We start from the raw sequence: 15,406 nt of genomic DNA, 5'->3' as shown, positions 1-15,406 counted from the left end.
CCCGTTCGGCACGGGCCGCATAAGCCGATGATGCCGGTGGCCCGGCGCGAACGCTTCAGCGTAACGCGAAATGTCGATGGCCGGGTGTTCGGCCAGGCCGGGCCCATGCCCATGCCGGCCGATCGTTCGGCTATCCTTGGACGACGTGACGTTCAGGACCAACCGTTGTACCGGACACCGAAGGCTCAAATGGATGAAACGACAGGCGGGCTCAAGCGCGCCGCCAGCTACCGGGCAGCGACCGAGCAGGACGTCGACGCGCTCGTCCGATTGGTCAACGCAGCGTACCGCCCGACGACGGGTGCGGCCGGATGGACACATGAAGCATCATTGATCGACGGCCCGCGAATGACGTCGTCACAGCTCGCTGCGACGCTGCGGGCACCGGACTCCGCCCTGCTCGTCGCGGAGATCGATGGCAGCATCGCCGGCTGCATCGAAGTCAGACGAGACGGCAACGCGGCCTGTCTCGGCACCTTGGCCGTCGCGCCGTCGATGCAGGACCGCGGGCTCGGCAAGGCGTTGCTGAACGAAGCCGAGCAATTCGCCGTTCGCCACTGGAAGATCGGAACCGCCGTGATGGTCGTCCTGTCGGTGCGCCACGAACTGATCGACTTCTACCTGCGCCGCGGCTACACGCGAACGGGCGAGCGGATGGGCTACCCGTTCGACGCAGGCGTCGGCGTGCCGCGAGACGACAGCCTGACCATCGAGACGCTGACCAGGAACATTGCGCGCGACTGATGCCGCGTGCCGTGGCACGACGCCCCTTCGCAACGGCACGCGCCCCATCCCGCCCGCCCCGGCGTGATAACGTTGCACATCATCGTGCGCACTGCGCCCTAACCCTTGGCACGCACGCTTTCACGCCGATACCGACCATGTCGCTGACACCGCTTCCCGCCCTGCTCGACGAAACACTGCGCACCGTCGCGCGCCGCTACCGGCTGCCGCCGCTCGACCGCGCGCTGTCGCCGGCCGATGCCGCGAACCCGGCCGCCACGCTCGCGATCGTGATCGAGGAAGCACGCAGGATGCGAAGCGACGGACAGACGCCCGACGCGGCACTGCGGCAGCGCTTCATCGACGCCCTCGCGCAGATGATCCGCGATGCGACGGATACGCACTCCGGCGATCCCGCCTTCCAGGCCGCGGTGCTGCGGCACGATGCGCCGAGCGTGCGCGAATACGCGTCGTTGTCCGCGCACGCCGAACAGGACCGTCGCGCGCTGCACTCGGCCGTCAATGCGATCGCGCACCCGGCCAAGCTCGAGCGCAGCGCCCGGCCGTGGCAACGCGACGGGCTCGCGCGGCTGCATGCGGCCGCTACCGCCGCGTCGTGGGCCGACCTGCACGACACATTGCGGCAACTGCTCGCGCTGCCCGACATGGCGACCGACGCCGCATTCGAGCAGGACATCGTCAAGCTGAAGGACAGCCCCGCGCTCGAACGCATGCTGCGCGTCGACGCACTGGCATCGAACGAGCACGTCCGTCGCTACCGTGCGCTCTGGGTTCGCCAAGGTCCGCTCGAAGGCAGCACGGTCGCCGTCGCGCAAGGCGTCGCGTCGCAGCAGCGTGGCGCAGCCGTCGAAGCGCTGGCCGCGCGGGCGCTCGACGCACTGGCCAGCAGGCTCGACGCCGTCGACGCACGCCGCACGTACCGGGTGGTGACGTCGATGCGCGTGCCGTCGTCGATACCGGGCCGGCACGATCGCGCGAAAACCGAATGGGACGCGATCCTGCTTGAACGCCCGCGCGGCGATGACCCGGCGCCTGCGTGGAACGTGCGCTTCCTCGTCGAAGCGAAAGCGTCCGCGGATGCCGCGACGACCGATCTGCCGCGGCTGCTGCGCGGCCTGAACCTGCTCGCGCAGGCCGATCCGGACACGATCTATGCGTTCGAGACGCACCAGGGCACGGTGCGCGTGCACGGCGCGTCGCTGCGCGCGCTGACGACCGACGAAGCGGCGCTGCCACGGGAAGTGCTCTATTGCTGCGATGCGTCCGCGGACGCGACGCCGCGCCTGCTGGGCGCTGCCAGCCGGATGCAGTTGCTGTCGGCACAGGCCAGCCTCGAATACGCGAGCGCGCTGGCACAGCGGCCGGATGCCGATCCGGGCAGCCTCGGCGTCGTCTGGCACGCGCTGCTGACGCTACCGCAATGGCATGCCGTGCTGCACCAGTACCCGTCGTTGCGGCAGGTTCGCGAGTTGATGGTGGCGATCGACGACCTGCGCGCCGCGATCGACGATGTGGCCGGCGACGGCGTCGCCAGCAGCGTATACGCGTGATGCAGGCGCCGGATCGAACCGGCCATCGACATGACTTGCCGACCTACGCTCGTCGGTTGCCGCTGAGCCCGGCCGCAGCGCGCGCCTGCGAATTTCGTGCAGCCCGTGCGGTACGATACGCGCCGGGGCGAAATCGCCTCACCTGAGAGACTCGGCCGCTGCGGCCCCACACCCGGCACAAGAAAAAAATGCCTAAAAACCCATCGCTGCACCGAAACCTGTTCGCCACGCTGGCGGCCAGCCTGCTCTGGATCCCCGGCGCCCATGCCAGCGGCGACGACGGCTGCTATGCGCCGACCACGCTCCGGCAAACCACCTACTCCTGCGCCAACCTGCCGATGCTGAGCCCGGCCAACGACACACGCATCAACGCGATGCTGATGATGGTCGACAGCACCAAGGTCGCGCAGGCGTTTCCGGATCCGAAGACGATCCCGGCGAAAGACCGGATCAACCAGATCATCGTGCCGTTCCCGATGGACTTTTCCGGATGGATCTACATCGGGCAGAAGGAGCCCGACAAGACCGGCAACGCAGCGGATAGCGAAGCACCGTCGAACCAGTACGCCGACGGCGAAGGCAGCATCTGCCGCAGCATGAGCGCGGGCGCCGACGCATTCAACGACGCGCTGGGCAGTGCCGGTGGCCTCCCCGCCGACGAAGCCGCGCGCTTGCGCGCGGCGCGCGCCGACATCACGCAGAAGACCTGCGCCACGGGCGGCGCGAGCACCGCGGCCTGGACGAAACCGCCGGTCAAGTCGCCGCTCGGTCAGCAGTTCGCTGCGTACCTCGACGGCACGAACGCGTTCTACCGTGCCGACTTCCTCACCGCGACCCGGGCCTTCGCGAGCGCTTCGCACAGCGCGAACCCGTGGCTGAAGGAAACCGGCCTCTATATGGCCGGGCGCGCGCAGCTGAATGCCGCGCAGGCCAACGTGTTCGACAACGACGGCCCCACGCCGTCGCGCGGCCGCGTGACGAAGGTATCGCTCGACGCGGCCAATACGGTGTTTCGCACCTACCTGAAGGTGTATCCGCAGGGACGCTATGCGACCTCCGCGACGGGACTGTTGCGGCGTGTCGCGTGGCTCGGCGGGAACGTCACCCAGCAGGCCGACCTGTACGGCCACGCGCTCGCGCGCTGGTCGCCGGCGACGTCGAACGTGCCGCTGATCCAGCTGGCGAACGAACTCGACAGCAAGCTGCTGTTCGGGGCGGACTTCGACCCGAGCCAGATCCAGTCGCCGACCGTGCTCGCGACCATCGACCTGCTGAACATGCGCACGTCGAACAGCAGCGATTCGAGCCGCAGCAAGTCGCTGACGCTGGACGACCTGCAGGCGCAGAAGCCGCGCTTCGCGAATGCGCCCGCGCTCTACGACTACCTGCTCGCGACCTGGTATGTCCAGATCGGGCACAAGCCGGACGCCGCGCTCGCATTGCTGCCGCAGACGCCCGCCGAGCCGCTCGACTACTTCGGCCTGAGCCAGCAGGCACTGCGCGGGTTCGCGCTGGAGGACAGCGGCCAGACCGACAAGGCGCGCCAGCTGTGGCGCGACCTGATCCCGCTGGCGAAATTCCGCTTCCAGCGCGAGGCGCTGGAACTCGCGCTCGCGATCAACCTGGAGCAGGCCGGACTCGTCAACGACGCGTTCGCCGACGATTCGCCCGTGCAGAACGCCGCGATTCGCGCCGTGCTGCTGCAACGCTCGGCCAATGCGGACCTGCTGCGTGCGCAGGCGCAAAACCAGGCGGCCGGCGGCGCGATGCGCGACACCGCGCTGTACACGCTGCTGTACAAGGAGCTCACGCGCTCGCATTACGCCGAGTTCATCGCGGATGCCGCGCTGGTGTCCGGCAAGCCCGCCGATCCGTTGAAGCCGTTCATCGCAGCCGGCGCCAAAAACGACGACGCTTATACGTGCCCGTCCGCGCACGACATTGCGACGGCGCTCCAGCAGAATCCCGCCGATGCGAAAGGGCTGAACTGCCTCGCCGATTTCGTGCGCCTGCACCCGCCCGCACCCGGCCTCGAAAACGATCCGGTGCCGATGTGGATACGCAACGCATCGACGACGGCCGCCACGCGCATCCCGCCGACGCTCGGCGCCGGGCCGTCGCAGTTCGCCGGCAAGCCGTACGAGCGGATGTCGAGCTACGTGACGGTGATGGCCGATGCCCAGGCGAACCCGAACGACCGCGCCTACGCGTACTACCGCGCGATCAAGTGCTATGCGCCGGGCGGCTCCAACGAATGCGGCGGCAAGGACGTGCCGAAGAACGTGCGCAAGCGCTGGTTCGATACGCTGAAGGCCAGCTACGCGGGCACGCCGTGGGCGCAGAAGCTCCGCTACTACTGGTAAGCGCCGCGTGAAGCGCATCGCGTGCCTGGCGTGCCTCGCACTGCTGCTGGCCGGGCGCGTCGCCCTGGCCGGCACCGTCGACGCCGCGCGGTACGACGCGTTCTGGCTGTGGGCGGGCGTGAAGCCGCAGGCGGTCGTGCGCGCCGCCCGCACCGTCTACGTGCTCCAAGGGCAGATCGAGGCCCCGCCGCGGGACGAATCGCAGGTCCGCGTGATCGCGCAGGGCGTCGCGCTGCCGCCCGCGCCGCAGGCGCGCGTGTGGCTCGTCTATCGTGCGCATACGCTGCGGTGGACACCGCGCGTCACGCAGATCATGCTCGCGCAGCTCACGCGCTGGCGCGCGTCGGGCCGCACGATCACCGGTATCCAGATCGACTTCGATGCGCGCACGCGCCACCTGCAGGATTACCTCGAATTCCTGCGGTCGCTGCGCGAGACGCTGCCCGCCGATTGCCGGCTGAGCATCACCGGGCTGCTCGACTGGAGCAGCCGCATCGATACCGACCAGGTCAACCAGCTCAGGGGAATCGTCGACGAAGTGGTCGTGCAGACCTACCAGGGCCGCAGCACGATCCCCGACTACGCGGACTACTTGCCGCGCGTCGCGCGGCTGCAGCTGCCGTTTCGCATCGGCATCATCCAGGGCGGCGAATGGGACGCGCCGCCCTACCTCGCGACGAACCCGTGGTTCCGCGGCTACGTCGTGTTCCTGCGCAACGATTAGCGGGCCCAATCGCGGCGGCGTCGATCGTGCCCGCGAACCGGACTCAATCCGGGCGCGGCGAATTCGCGTCCACGTACACCCATGCGGCGACGCCCGACTCGAGCACCACGCGATCGCGTCGATACGAATCGACTTCGTAGTCGTCCGCGTGCTGCAGTTCTTCGGGCGTGATCGCAAACACGGTGCCCGTGACGCGGTCGCCCGCGTGGCCGGTATAGGCCACCACCGGATGATGCGTCTTCCCGCTCGTCGCGACCACTTCCGGGTCGTCGATTTTCAGCATCGTCATTGCGTAACCGGGCATCGCATCCTCACGGCCGTCGAGCTTGCGGCCGAAGGTGGCAAGCTGCACCGGTTCGAGTTGCAGCGTGCCATAGGAAAAGAGGTGCTCGGAGAAAGTCGGGGTAGTGCTGGACATGGTTGAACTCGATAAGAGCGTTGAGGCACACGAAGCGTAACGCAGATCGCCGATGGGCCTATGCGGCACCCGCGATCGCGCCGCCAAGCCCGGCGAGCGCAATCACGAGCAGCGCGCCCGCCGACGAAGCCGTGATCCAGCGCTGCTTGCGATGAATCAGCGGATGGTTGATCGCGGCCATGTAGCTGGTCAGGATCGTGAAATCGACCGCGATCCACAGTGCGGCCAGGATGGCCAGGCTCACGCGCGAATCCGGCGTGATGCCGACGAACTGCGGGAAGAACGCGACGAAGAACAGCAGGTCCTTCGGATTCGCGATGCCGACGAGAAAGCCGCGCACGACGCCCGGCAAGCGCGGCGCCTGCGATGCCGGTTCGCCTTCCCGCGAGTCGTTGCCGTCGCGCGTCCGGCTGGCGCGCCATTCGCCGAGCAGCGTCCGGATGGCTAGCACCGCGATGACGATGCAACCGGCCACGTGCAGCCCCGTGAGCAGGCGATCGCTGACGAGCACGACGCCGAACACCATCAGCATCGCCCCCGCGATCATCACGAGGCTCGCGGCATTCGCGCCCACCGCGGTCAGCAAGCCCTGGCGAAAACCGCGCCGCGCGACGGTGCCAACCACGAGCATGACGACGGGGCCGGGGGTCGCGATGAGCAGCACGATCGCGGCGAGATAGGCGAACAGCAGCGGGTAATGGAGTGCCATGACAAAAAGTTGTTGGATGGATTGACGCGTGCGCCCGCCACGGTGGCATCATCGGGATTCAGCGCAGTGGATTGCACGGGTTTATCAAGTATTGCGTGCCCGCCCTGCTGCTGAAAAACGGAAAATCCTGCCGGATGACATGAGTTTTATTCATATTCGAAACCCGTGAAGGCCAAACCGCTCCCCCCCGTCTACGCGCTGCGCGCGTTCGAAAGCGCCGCGCGCACCGGCTCGTTTACGCTGGCCGCCGAGGAACTGAGCCTGACGCAAAGCGCGGTGAGCAAGCACGTCCGAACGCTCGAGGCCTACTTCGGCCGGAAGCTGTTCGTCCGGCGCGGCCCGAAAATGACCGTGACGGCGGAAGCGCACATCTTCGCGTCGGGCCTGCGGCGCGGCTTCCGGCAGATCGAGGAAGCCTGCGTGCTGTTCCAGTCGCAACGCGACGTGCTGCGGCTCAAGGCGCCGTCCACCCTCACGATGCGCTGGCTGCTCGATGCACTCGCCGCGTTTCGCGCCACGCGTCCCGCGTTCGAGGTGCAGATCGCGAGCGTGTGGATGGATGTCGATACCGTCGATTTTTTCAGCGAATCCTACGATTGCGCGATCCTGCTCGGCGCAGGCAAGTTCGGCGAGGCCACGCAGTGCGTGAAGCTGTTCGATGAATGGCTGATTCCGGTGTGCTCGCGTGCGACCGCGACCGTCGCACGCACGAATCCGGCGGCATGCGAGCTGATCCACCCGTCGCCCGATCGGCGCGACTGGCGCCGCTGGCTCAAGGGCAGCGGCCATGATCTCGAAGTGGACATCACGCGCGGGCAGGTGTTCGACATGCTCGAACAGGGGATCGCGGCGGCCATTGCCGGCCACGGCCTCTCGATTGGCGATCTCGCGCTGTGTGCCACGGCCATCGACGAGAAGCAGCTCGTGCTGCCGTTCAAGACGGCCGTCAATACCGGCGACGCGTACTACCTCGTCTGGCCGGAAGACTCCGCCAAGGCCGCGCAGGTGCGCGAATTGCTCGCGTTCCTGGAAAGCCGGATGCCGCGTTTGACGTTTCCGGGCATCCGCTTCAACGGTCCGGGCTGACCGCTGCGGCCGGCGATCCGGCCGCGTTGCCGACGGCGCGACGGGCGCACCCTCGCGCCGCCGGCACGCAACGACAGCGCAGCCCGCCGAAGCGGGCCTGCGCCGATACCGTTACGCCTGCACGAAAGCCAGCAGGTCGGCGTTGAGGACGTCCGCGTTGACCGTCAGCATCCCGTGCGAGTAACCCGGGTACGTCTTCAGCGTGCCGTTCTTCAGCAGCTTGATCGACTTCAGCGCGGCATCTGCGATCGGCACGATCTGGTCGTCTTCACCATGCAGCACGAGCGTCGGGACGGAGATCGACTTCAGGTCGTCGGTCTGGTCCGTTTCCGAAAACGCCTTGATGCCTTCGTAATGCGCTTTGGCGCTGCCTTCCATCCCCTGTCGCCACCAGTTCCGGATCACGCCCTGATGCACGGTTGCACCTTCGCGGTTGAACCCGTAGAACGGGCCGCTCGGCACGTCGAGGAAGAACTGCGCGCGATTGTCGGCAAGCGCTTTCCGGAAGCCGTCGAACACCTCGAGCGGCAGCCCTTCGGGGTTCGATTCGGTTTTCAGCATCAGCGGCGGCACCGCGCTGACCAGCACGGCCTTCGCGACGCGGCCGGCCGGCTCGCCGTGCTTCGCGACGTAGCGCGCCACTTCGCCACCGCCGGTCGAGTGACCGATGTGCACTGCATTGCGCAGGTCGAGCGCTTCGACCACCGCGAACGCATCTGCCGCGTAATGATCCATGTCATGGCCGTCCGACACCTGCGCCGACCGGCCGTGGCCACGCCGGTCGTGCGCCACCACGCGATAGCCCTTCTGGACGAAGAAGAGCATCTGCGCGTCCCAGTCGTCACCGGACAACGGCCAGCCATGGTGGAACATGATGGGCTGCGCGTCCTTCGGGCCCCAGTCCTTGTAGAAAATCTCGACGTGATCCTTCGTTGTGACGGTTGGCATCGCGATGGACTCCTGTAAGGTGGTTGGACTCGGCGCTGTGGCCGGCAGCCATTATCGGACAGGTTTGTTAAACGATGATGCCAAGATGCGAATGATCGTCGACACTTTCGTCAACGTGGACGAACCCGCTACGGACGAACGATCGTGCGTAGCCACGTGTCAACCATCCGTCGACACCGTCACGGCCTCCCACGCCCGGAATTCCGCATCCAGCGCCGCCAGTTTGCCGCGCACGAGCCGCAGCGCATCGCTGCCGAGCAGCAGATGCGCGGGCGGATGTTCCGCCGCGATCGCCGCGAGCATCGCCCGCGCAGCTTTCGCGGGATCGCCCGGTTGCTTGCCGCTCTTCTCTTCGCGCGCCTGGCGAATCGGATCGAAGAGCGCGTCGTAGTCCGCGATCGAGCGCGGCGTGCGCATCATCGAGCGGCCGGCCCAGTCGGTGCGGAACGAACCCGGCGCCACGGCCGTCACGGCGATGCCGAGCGGCTCGAGCTCCTTTCCGACGGTTTCGGAAATGCCTTCCAGCGCGAACTTGCTGCCGCAGTAGTAGGCGATGCCCGGCATCGTGATGTGGCCGCCCATCGACGTGATGTTCAGGATGCGGCCGCGCCGCCGTTCACGCATGTACGGCACGACCGCCTTCATCATCGCGACCGCACCGAAGACGTTCACGTCGAACTGCCGGCGCATCTCCGCGAGCGGCGCTTCTTCCATGATCCCTTCGTGCCCGTAGCCGGCGTTGTTCACCAGCACGTCGACGGGCCCGACGTTCGCCTCGATTTCAGCGACGACGCCGTCGATGCGATCGAAGTCGGTCACGTCGAGCACCCGCGCGAACGCCTGCGCGGACAGTGCTTCGAAATCCTGCGCCGCCTGCGCGCTTCTCACGGTGCCGACCACCGTGTGACCGGCCGCGAGCGCCTCCTGTGCGAGCGCGCGGCCGAAGCCGCTGCTGACGCCGGTGATGAGCATGAGGTTGCCGGATGCCATTTGAGCTTCTCCCGAATGTCGATTGGAGCGTGCATACTAGTCTGACGCTGCACGCCGAATAAGCCCGATTCCGCTGATTTTCTTGCACAAAACTATGAGCCCCGAGCCCACCTCCGCCCGGCCCCCATCGCTGCCGCCGCGCGACCGGAAGCGTCTGGTGACGCTGCTGCGCGCGCTGGCGCCCGACGAAGGCTACAACCTGACGGCGCTGCCGAGCGTGCGCATCCTGCGCTCGAACCGCGCGCTGTCGCGCACGCCGGTGCTTTACGACCCCGGCATCGTGATCGTGTGCCAGGGCCGCAAACGCGGCTACTTCGGTGGTGAGCGCTATCTGTACGACGAACATCACTACCTGGCGGTGTCCGTGCCCGTCCCGTTCAGCATGGAAACCGACGCGACGTCCGAGCGTCCGCTGCTCGCGCTGTACCTGCACCTCGATTTCACGATGGCCGCCGAACTCGCGGCGCAGATCGACCGCGCAGGCATCGCGGAGCCCGTGCAGGCGCCCCGGAGCTTGATGTCGACGCCGATGGATGCCACGATGCACGCGTCGGTGCTGCGTTTCGTCGAGGCGATGCACCGGCCGCTCGACGCCGCGGTGCTCGGCCCGGCGCTGCTGCGCGAGCTGTATTTCCGCGTGCTCACCGGTGCGCAGGGCAGCGCGATGCGCGGCGCCCTGGCGATGCGCGGACAGTTCGGCCGGATCGGCCGGTCACTGCGCGTGATCCACGCCGATTACGCGCGGCCGCTCGACGTGCCGCAACTGGCCGACGAAGCCGGCATGAGCGTGCCGAGCTTCCACAGCCACTTCAAGGCGATCACGCAGGTATCGCCGATGCAGTACCTGAAATCGACACGGCTGCATCAGGCCCGCTTGCTGATGGTGCGTGAGGACCTGACGGCGGAGGCGGCCGGCTACGCGGTCGGTTATGCGAGCCCGTCGCAGTTCAGCCGCGAATTCAAGCGCCTGTTCGGCCTGACGCCGGCGAAGGAAACGCAGCGCATGCGCGCAAACTTCGCGATTCCGGCCGCATTCGACGATGCGGTGTTCGTGTCGTCGCATTGAATCGGGCAGCGCGCGAGGCCCGCGTGTGGATGTCCGTCAACCGCACCTAGCCCCGCTGCCGGTAGATGCGCGCGATGCTCGCGAAAAACGACAGCGCGGCGATCGCGCAGGCCAACGCGAAAACGTAGACCGGAAACTGCCGCTCGCCCCCGCCTCCGCCCACGCCGCCGACGAGTGCGATCACCACGGCGACCAGCGCGGCGCCAATCGACTGGCCTGTCGTTCTCGCAGTCGACAGCACGCCGGAAGCGGTGGCCGTCCGGTTCTTCGCCGCGTTCGCAAACATCTCCTTGTTGTTCGGCGGCAGGAAGAAGCCGTACCCCACGCCGCATAGCGCGACGCGCCACAGGACATCATCGACCGTTGGTTGCGCGGGCAACAGGGTCAGCGAACCGATCCCGAGACAGAACATCAGCACGCCGACACTCGACAGCAGCGTCGCATTGAAGCGATTCGCCAGTCGCCCGGCAAACGGCGCGCACAGCGCGACCGCAATCGGCCAGGGCGTAAAGACCAGCGCCGATTTCAACACGCTGTATGCATACGTGTGCTGCAGCACGAACGGCAACGCCACCAACGCCATGCCCTGCGACACGAACATCGTCACCGACGTCAGCACCGCGAACGTGTACCGGCGCGACCTGAAAATATCCAGCGGCAACAGCGGATGCCGTGCCCGGGCCTGCCCGACGCAGAAGGCCAGCATCAACGCCACCGCCGCCGCGGCAAGCACGAGCACGGTTCGATTGCTCCACTGCCCGATCTGGTCAATGGCCAGCGCAAAGAGGCCGAATGCCGCGGCGGAAGTCACCGCCCCCGGCACGTCGAAGCCGCGCTCCCGATGCGTGTCTTTCCCCAGCGCGACGAACGAGAACGCGATGGCGGCGATCCCGAACGGAAGGTTGATGTAGAACAGCCAGGGCCACGATGCCCAGGAGACGATCAGGCCGCCCAATGCAGGGCCGACAGCCGTCCCGACCGCAAACACCAGCGCATTGATACCGAAGATCGTCCCCAGCGAACCGGGCGGAAAGATCACCCGGTAGAGACCATAGCCGACGCTGATCAGGATTGCGTAGCTGATGCCCTGCAGGATCCGCATCGCCACCAGCGCACCGAAGGTGGGCGCCAGTCCGCAGCCGAGAGACGAGAGGGTAAACAACACCAGCCCGATCGTGTAAAAGCGTCGCTCGCCGATTCTCGAGCCGAGCGACGCGCACGTCAGCATCGTCGCCGCGCTCGCCACCTGATACCCGTTCGCGACCCAGATGACCGCCGCCGCACCCACGTGCAGGTCGGTCGAGATCGTCGGCAGCGCGATATTGACGATTGCGCTGTCCAGCGCGGACATGAATACGCCGACCAGAATCGCGACCGCTGCAAAATAGCGGCGAGGAATGTCGAACCCTTCGTCGCCGAACGTTTCTGCCATCTCCATGCGTCACCCTTGCCGGACGGAGGCCCGGTTCATGAACTAGTCGCGACGCGTCTGCTCGCCGCGTGCGGCATCGCGTACCAGGCCCACGAGCGACTTCAGGATGAGCGCAGTCACGCCCCAGATGTCCTGCGCCTGCTCCGCCCAGTACCATGCGCCCGCGCGCTCGCCGTCCGGGTATTGCCGGAGCAGATCCGGATTCAGCAGCACCGGGAACGGAAACTCGAAGATCTCCGCAACTTCCGCGGGCGCCGCTTCCCATTTCGCCGTTTCCGGCACGATGCCGATTACGGGAAAGATCGCGTGATTGCGCTTTCTGGTTTTATGGATCGGCAAGCTGCCGACCACGCGAACCGCGTCCGGCGCAAGGCGGATTTCCTCGAACGCCTCGCGCAATGCGGTCGCGCCGATATCGCGGTCGGACTCCGCCGGGCGTCCCCCCGGAAAACTCACATGCGACGAGTATTCGCTGAGATCCGACGCGCGCTTGGTCAGCAGGATCGTCGGCTCGCGCCGCGCGACGATCGCGACCAGCACCGCCGAGAATTTCCACTGTCCGTCGTTGTCCGCGAGGGACTGCTTCGCCGTCGGCCAGTCCATGCCGGCAGAAATGCCGTGGCTTTCCACGCCACGAACGATCGCGTCCAGGGCGGCCTGCGGCGAGCCGGTCCCCGCAAGCGCGCTGGCCAACCCGCCGCTGGTATTCAGGACGCTTCTGTCTGGTTCCATGTCTTCCTCCTGCGTGCGGCAACCTGCACGCGCCGAGCGACACTGAACCCGACACGTGTTGCATGGGCACGGCGTCGTTGTGGTCAATCCGATGAGCCCGTGTTCGCATGCGATCGCAATTGACACGCGCAGGAGCGCGACTGTCTGCTTCAGCGCAAAAATATCCGCGAGCGTTGCGGATAGCTGAATGCCGGAGCCCGATCGCCGTCGATCGACGGAGAAACCCGATCATGCACGAAAAATGAAATTCCGACCGATCGTATGCGCACGTTACGTCGGCGCCCAAGCGGCGGAGGTCGGCTCGCCGTCGCGGTGGCGGCAGTGGTGGCGTGCAACACCGGCGCGATGGTGGCGGACTTCGGCGATCATTCACCCGATCGCGCCACCTTTTGACGACCCATCCGATCGTCGCGCTGCTCGCGGTCGAGTACATCAAGCCGGACGCGAGCGGGCGCGTGTTGATCGACGCATTCGGTCCGTCGGAACACCGGCAATGCTTGCGCCACTCGACAAGCCGAGCCGGCCCATGCGACCCTGCACGGCTTCCGGCGCATCGAGCAGCGCACACGCCACTCACCCCACTCACACGAGCGTCAAATGCCTTCCTACGCCTTCCGCCTGCTGAATGTCTTCGCCGAATCGACGTTCGGCGGCAACCCGCTTTGCGTATTCGAAGATGCGCGCGGCATGGACGACGCGACCATGCGCGCACTCGCCGTGCAGTTCAACCTGTCGGAAACGACCTTCGTGCTGCCGTCGGCGTGCGCGCATGCGCGGGTACGCATCTTCACGCCGGGCTACGAGATGGCCTTTGCAGGCCATCCGACGCTCGGCACCGCGCATGTCGTGCGCGACCTGCTGGGTGCGGGCAACGATCTCGCGCTCGAATTCAAGGCCGGCGTGGTCGACGTCAACGCGCACGACGACGTGTGGACGTTCACCGCGCCGCACGTGGGCATGCCAAAGACGGCGCCGTGCGATTTGTCCGCTGCCCGCACGGCGGCCCTGCTGGGACTCACGGAAGCCGATCTGCTCGCGCCGCCGATCTGGGTCGACACGGGTGCAGACCAGTTGCTGGTCGCGGTCAAGAACCCCGCCGCCGTACGGCGTGCGCAGCCCGACAGCGCCCGCCTCGACATCTGGCCTCAAAGCAGTCTCGGCCGCAGGACCGCGTATGTGTTCGCGTTCGACGCCAAGCGACCGGGGACGGTGGTGTCCCGTTACTTCTTCGTGAAGCAGGGCAGCGTGTCGGAAGACCCCGGCACGGGATCTGCGTGCGCGAATCTGGGCGGATGGCTGCTTGCGATGAACCGCGACCTGCCTGCCGCGTTTCACGTCGAGCAGGGTGAAGCCGTCGGGCGGCCTTGCCTGCTGCGGTTGTCAGTCAATACAACCGGCGAGATCGAGGTCGGTGGGCGCGTGATCGAACTGGGGCGCGGCGTCGTCAACCTGTAGACGCGCCCGACGGACAGGTCGTTACCGTCTGCGGAATCGCGCGGTTCGCGGCCCACGCTGCGACGACAGGTTCGTCAGCAATCTTCCGGGGATAGGTTTCGCGTCCGAACCACTGCATACATGGCCGTCACCCGCGCGCGATCCGCCACCGGCCACGAGGCGGAATGACAGCGGTGACGCCGATCGAGTTTCGCTTTGCAGTTGGCGTCCGAGGTCAAAAGCGGCTGCGCTGCAGCGTGCGCCTGGGCGAATCCATTCAGATCGACGGCAGCGATCATCGGCGGTTCGAGGAACGGGTGCCGGCCTGCACGCTGCTGGCGGAGGTGGACAACCCGACGCGCCGCCTGAGAACGCCGCATTTCACGCAAACCGAATCGATCTTCCTCTACTTCGAGCGCTGGGACTGTGCGGTCACCAGTGCGTTTCCGAATTGTTCTACCGCTCCGTCAAAGCGGGACGCGCCGACATCGAAGACCCAATGGCGCAGTGACGGTCGCGCGGCGAGCCCCAGTTCCGCGATCCGGTATTGTGTGTCTATCGTGGCCAGCACGGCCGTCACCATGGCGTGCGGCATACCGTCGGTGGCCGCGTTCGTCAACCCGCCGTCGAGTATGCTCGGCGCGAAGGCTGCACTTTGCAAACCCTGCTGCATCGCCGTTCGGGCGGCCGTGGCGGCGGCCTCCGCGGTGACATCGATTGTCCAGCGTGAGGGATCACCGAGCCCGATCAACAGCACGCGGCCCGCTTCGATGCCCGCGGGCGGGCGGCTGATCAACAGTGTTTCCATCGGCGCTGCCAGAAAGTGACCTTCTTGCCGCAACCCGGTGAGCGCCCCCGAAAGCGCGAGGTCGAGATGGCGTAGTCCGCCCGCCGGCCCCCCACCTGCCGCCTCGTGGGCGAACATGCAACCACAGGAAAGATCAACCTCCGCCCCGACGCCATCCCATGCGGCAACCTCGAAGGACACATCACGCCAACTGCCGATGATCTGCCGTAGAACCATATCGTCTCTCCCGTGAGGTCAGGACGCGGCGGGCCCGTCTTCGATCCCGACGATCAATGCAAAAGCCACCCGCGTGCAACGGACCAGACATGTGTGTGCAATCCAGATCAACGGCTTGTGCCGATCGGGATTGCCCTCGATGACTTCCTGTTCATGCGAAATCGCAGCGGCTACACGTCCTGTCAG

Annotated in this window: 14 protein-coding genes and 1 pseudogene; 8 read left to right on the top strand and 7 right to left on the bottom strand. The window is 66.7% G+C overall.

Annotated elements, in window-relative coordinates; all coding sequences use genetic code 11:
- Nucleotides 1-27: 27 nt before the first annotated feature.
- The 4 genes from BDO18943_RS06185 (at nt 28) to BDO18943_RS06170 (ending at nt 5,381) form a co-directional block, all read left to right on the top strand.
- Nucleotides 28-744: a GNAT family N-acetyltransferase gene (locus BDO18943_RS06185; RefSeq protein WP_175021660.1), complete on the top strand. Its 717-nt coding sequence runs from the start codon at nt 28-30 to the stop codon at nt 742-744.
- Nucleotides 745-881: 137 nt separating this feature from the next.
- A complete protein-coding gene (locus tag BDO18943_RS06180) occupies nt 882-2,294 on the top strand; it encodes a 3-deoxy-D-arabino-heptulosonate 7-phosphate synthase (RefSeq protein ID WP_175021659.1) in 1,413 nt (470 codons plus the stop codon).
- Between the two features lie 188 nt (nt 2,295-2,482).
- Nucleotides 2,483-4,657 (top strand): hypothetical protein, encoded by a 2,175-nt coding sequence (locus BDO18943_RS06175; RefSeq protein WP_175021658.1) that lies wholly within the window; start codon nt 2,483-2,485, stop codon nt 4,655-4,657.
- 7 nt (nt 4,658-4,664) lie between these two features.
- A complete protein-coding gene (locus tag BDO18943_RS06170; RefSeq protein WP_175021657.1) occupies nt 4,665-5,381 on the top strand; it encodes a DUF3142 domain-containing protein in 717 nt (238 codons plus the stop codon).
- Nucleotides 5,382-5,424: 43 nt separating this feature from the next.
- Here BDO18943_RS06170 and BDO18943_RS06165 read toward each other — a convergent pair whose 3' ends face one another.
- Nucleotides 5,425-5,799: a gamma-glutamylcyclotransferase family protein gene (locus BDO18943_RS06165; RefSeq protein ID WP_175021656.1), complete on the bottom strand. Its 375-nt coding sequence runs from the start codon at nt 5,797-5,799 to the stop codon at nt 5,425-5,427.
- A gap of 58 nt (nt 5,800-5,857) precedes the next feature.
- Nucleotides 5,858-6,508 carry a LysE family translocator gene (locus BDO18943_RS06160; RefSeq protein ID WP_175021655.1) on the bottom strand — a complete coding sequence of 217 codons (651 nt, stop codon included), beginning with the start codon at nt 6,506-6,508 and terminating at the stop codon, nt 5,858-5,860.
- 165 nt (nt 6,509-6,673) lie between these two features.
- On the opposite strand from BDO18943_RS06160, the gene BDO18943_RS06155 reads away from it, so the two are divergent.
- Nucleotides 6,674-7,594: a LysR substrate-binding domain-containing protein gene (locus tag BDO18943_RS06155; RefSeq protein WP_043192128.1), complete on the top strand. Its 921-nt coding sequence runs from the start codon at nt 6,674-6,676 to the stop codon at nt 7,592-7,594.
- Between the two features lie 111 nt (nt 7,595-7,705).
- On the opposite strand, the gene BDO18943_RS06150 is transcribed toward BDO18943_RS06155, so the two are convergent.
- Both BDO18943_RS06150 and BDO18943_RS06145 read right to left on the bottom strand, forming a co-directional pair.
- Nucleotides 7,706-8,542 (bottom strand): alpha/beta fold hydrolase, encoded by an 837-nt coding sequence (locus tag BDO18943_RS06150; protein ID WP_175021654.1) that lies wholly within the window; start codon nt 8,540-8,542, stop codon nt 7,706-7,708.
- Nucleotides 8,543-8,701: 159 nt separating this feature from the next.
- Entirely contained in the window at nt 8,702-9,532 is an 831-nt protein-coding gene (locus tag BDO18943_RS06145) for an oxidoreductase (RefSeq protein WP_175021653.1), read from the bottom strand.
- A 94-nt stretch (nt 9,533-9,626) separates the two neighbouring features.
- Here BDO18943_RS06145 and BDO18943_RS06140 point away from each other — a divergent pair, with 94 nt between their 5' ends.
- The gene (locus BDO18943_RS06140) at nt 9,627-10,598 is read left to right on the top strand and encodes an AraC family transcriptional regulator (protein WP_175021652.1); all 972 of its coding nucleotides are present in this window, start codon (nt 9,627-9,629) and stop codon (nt 10,596-10,598) included.
- Nucleotides 10,599-10,644: 46 nt separating this feature from the next.
- On the opposite strand, the gene BDO18943_RS06135 is transcribed toward BDO18943_RS06140, so the two are convergent.
- On the bottom strand, nt 10,645-12,030 hold the full coding sequence (locus BDO18943_RS06135) for an MFS transporter (RefSeq protein ID WP_235995865.1): 1,386 nt from the start codon (nt 12,028-12,030) through the stop codon (nt 10,645-10,647).
- 42 nt (nt 12,031-12,072) lie between these two features.
- Entirely contained in the window at nt 12,073-12,888 is an 816-nt protein-coding gene (locus tag BDO18943_RS06130) for an NUDIX hydrolase (RefSeq protein ID WP_235995851.1), read from the bottom strand.
- Nucleotides 12,889-13,359: 471 nt separating this feature from the next.
- Here BDO18943_RS06130 and BDO18943_RS06125 point away from each other — a divergent pair, with 471 nt between their 5' ends.
- Both BDO18943_RS06125 and BDO18943_RS43135 read left to right on the top strand, forming a co-directional pair.
- A complete protein-coding gene (locus tag BDO18943_RS06125; protein ID WP_175021650.1) occupies nt 13,360-14,217 on the top strand; it encodes a PhzF family phenazine biosynthesis protein in 858 nt (285 codons plus the stop codon).
- A gap of 242 nt (nt 14,218-14,459) precedes the next feature.
- Nucleotides 14,460-14,612, top strand: a pseudogene (locus BDO18943_RS43135) (ISNCY family transposase); the annotation flags it as partial.
- On the opposite strand, the gene BDO18943_RS06120 reads toward BDO18943_RS43135, so the two are convergent.
- On the bottom strand, nt 14,603-15,220 hold the full coding sequence (locus BDO18943_RS06120) for a M17 family peptidase N-terminal domain-containing protein (RefSeq protein WP_175021649.1): 618 nt from the start codon (nt 15,218-15,220) through the stop codon (nt 14,603-14,605). The pseudogene BDO18943_RS43135 and the gene BDO18943_RS06120 sit on opposite strands and share 10 nt — an antisense overlap.
- Nucleotides 15,221-15,406 lie beyond the last annotated feature (186 nt).

The organism is Burkholderia aenigmatica, assembly GCF_902499175.1.
GTDB lineage: Bacteria > Pseudomonadota > Gammaproteobacteria > Burkholderiales > Burkholderiaceae > Burkholderia > Burkholderia aenigmatica.
The sequence above is the reverse complement of the archived record's forward strand: the minus strand, read 5'-3'. Positions and strand labels throughout refer to the sequence as shown.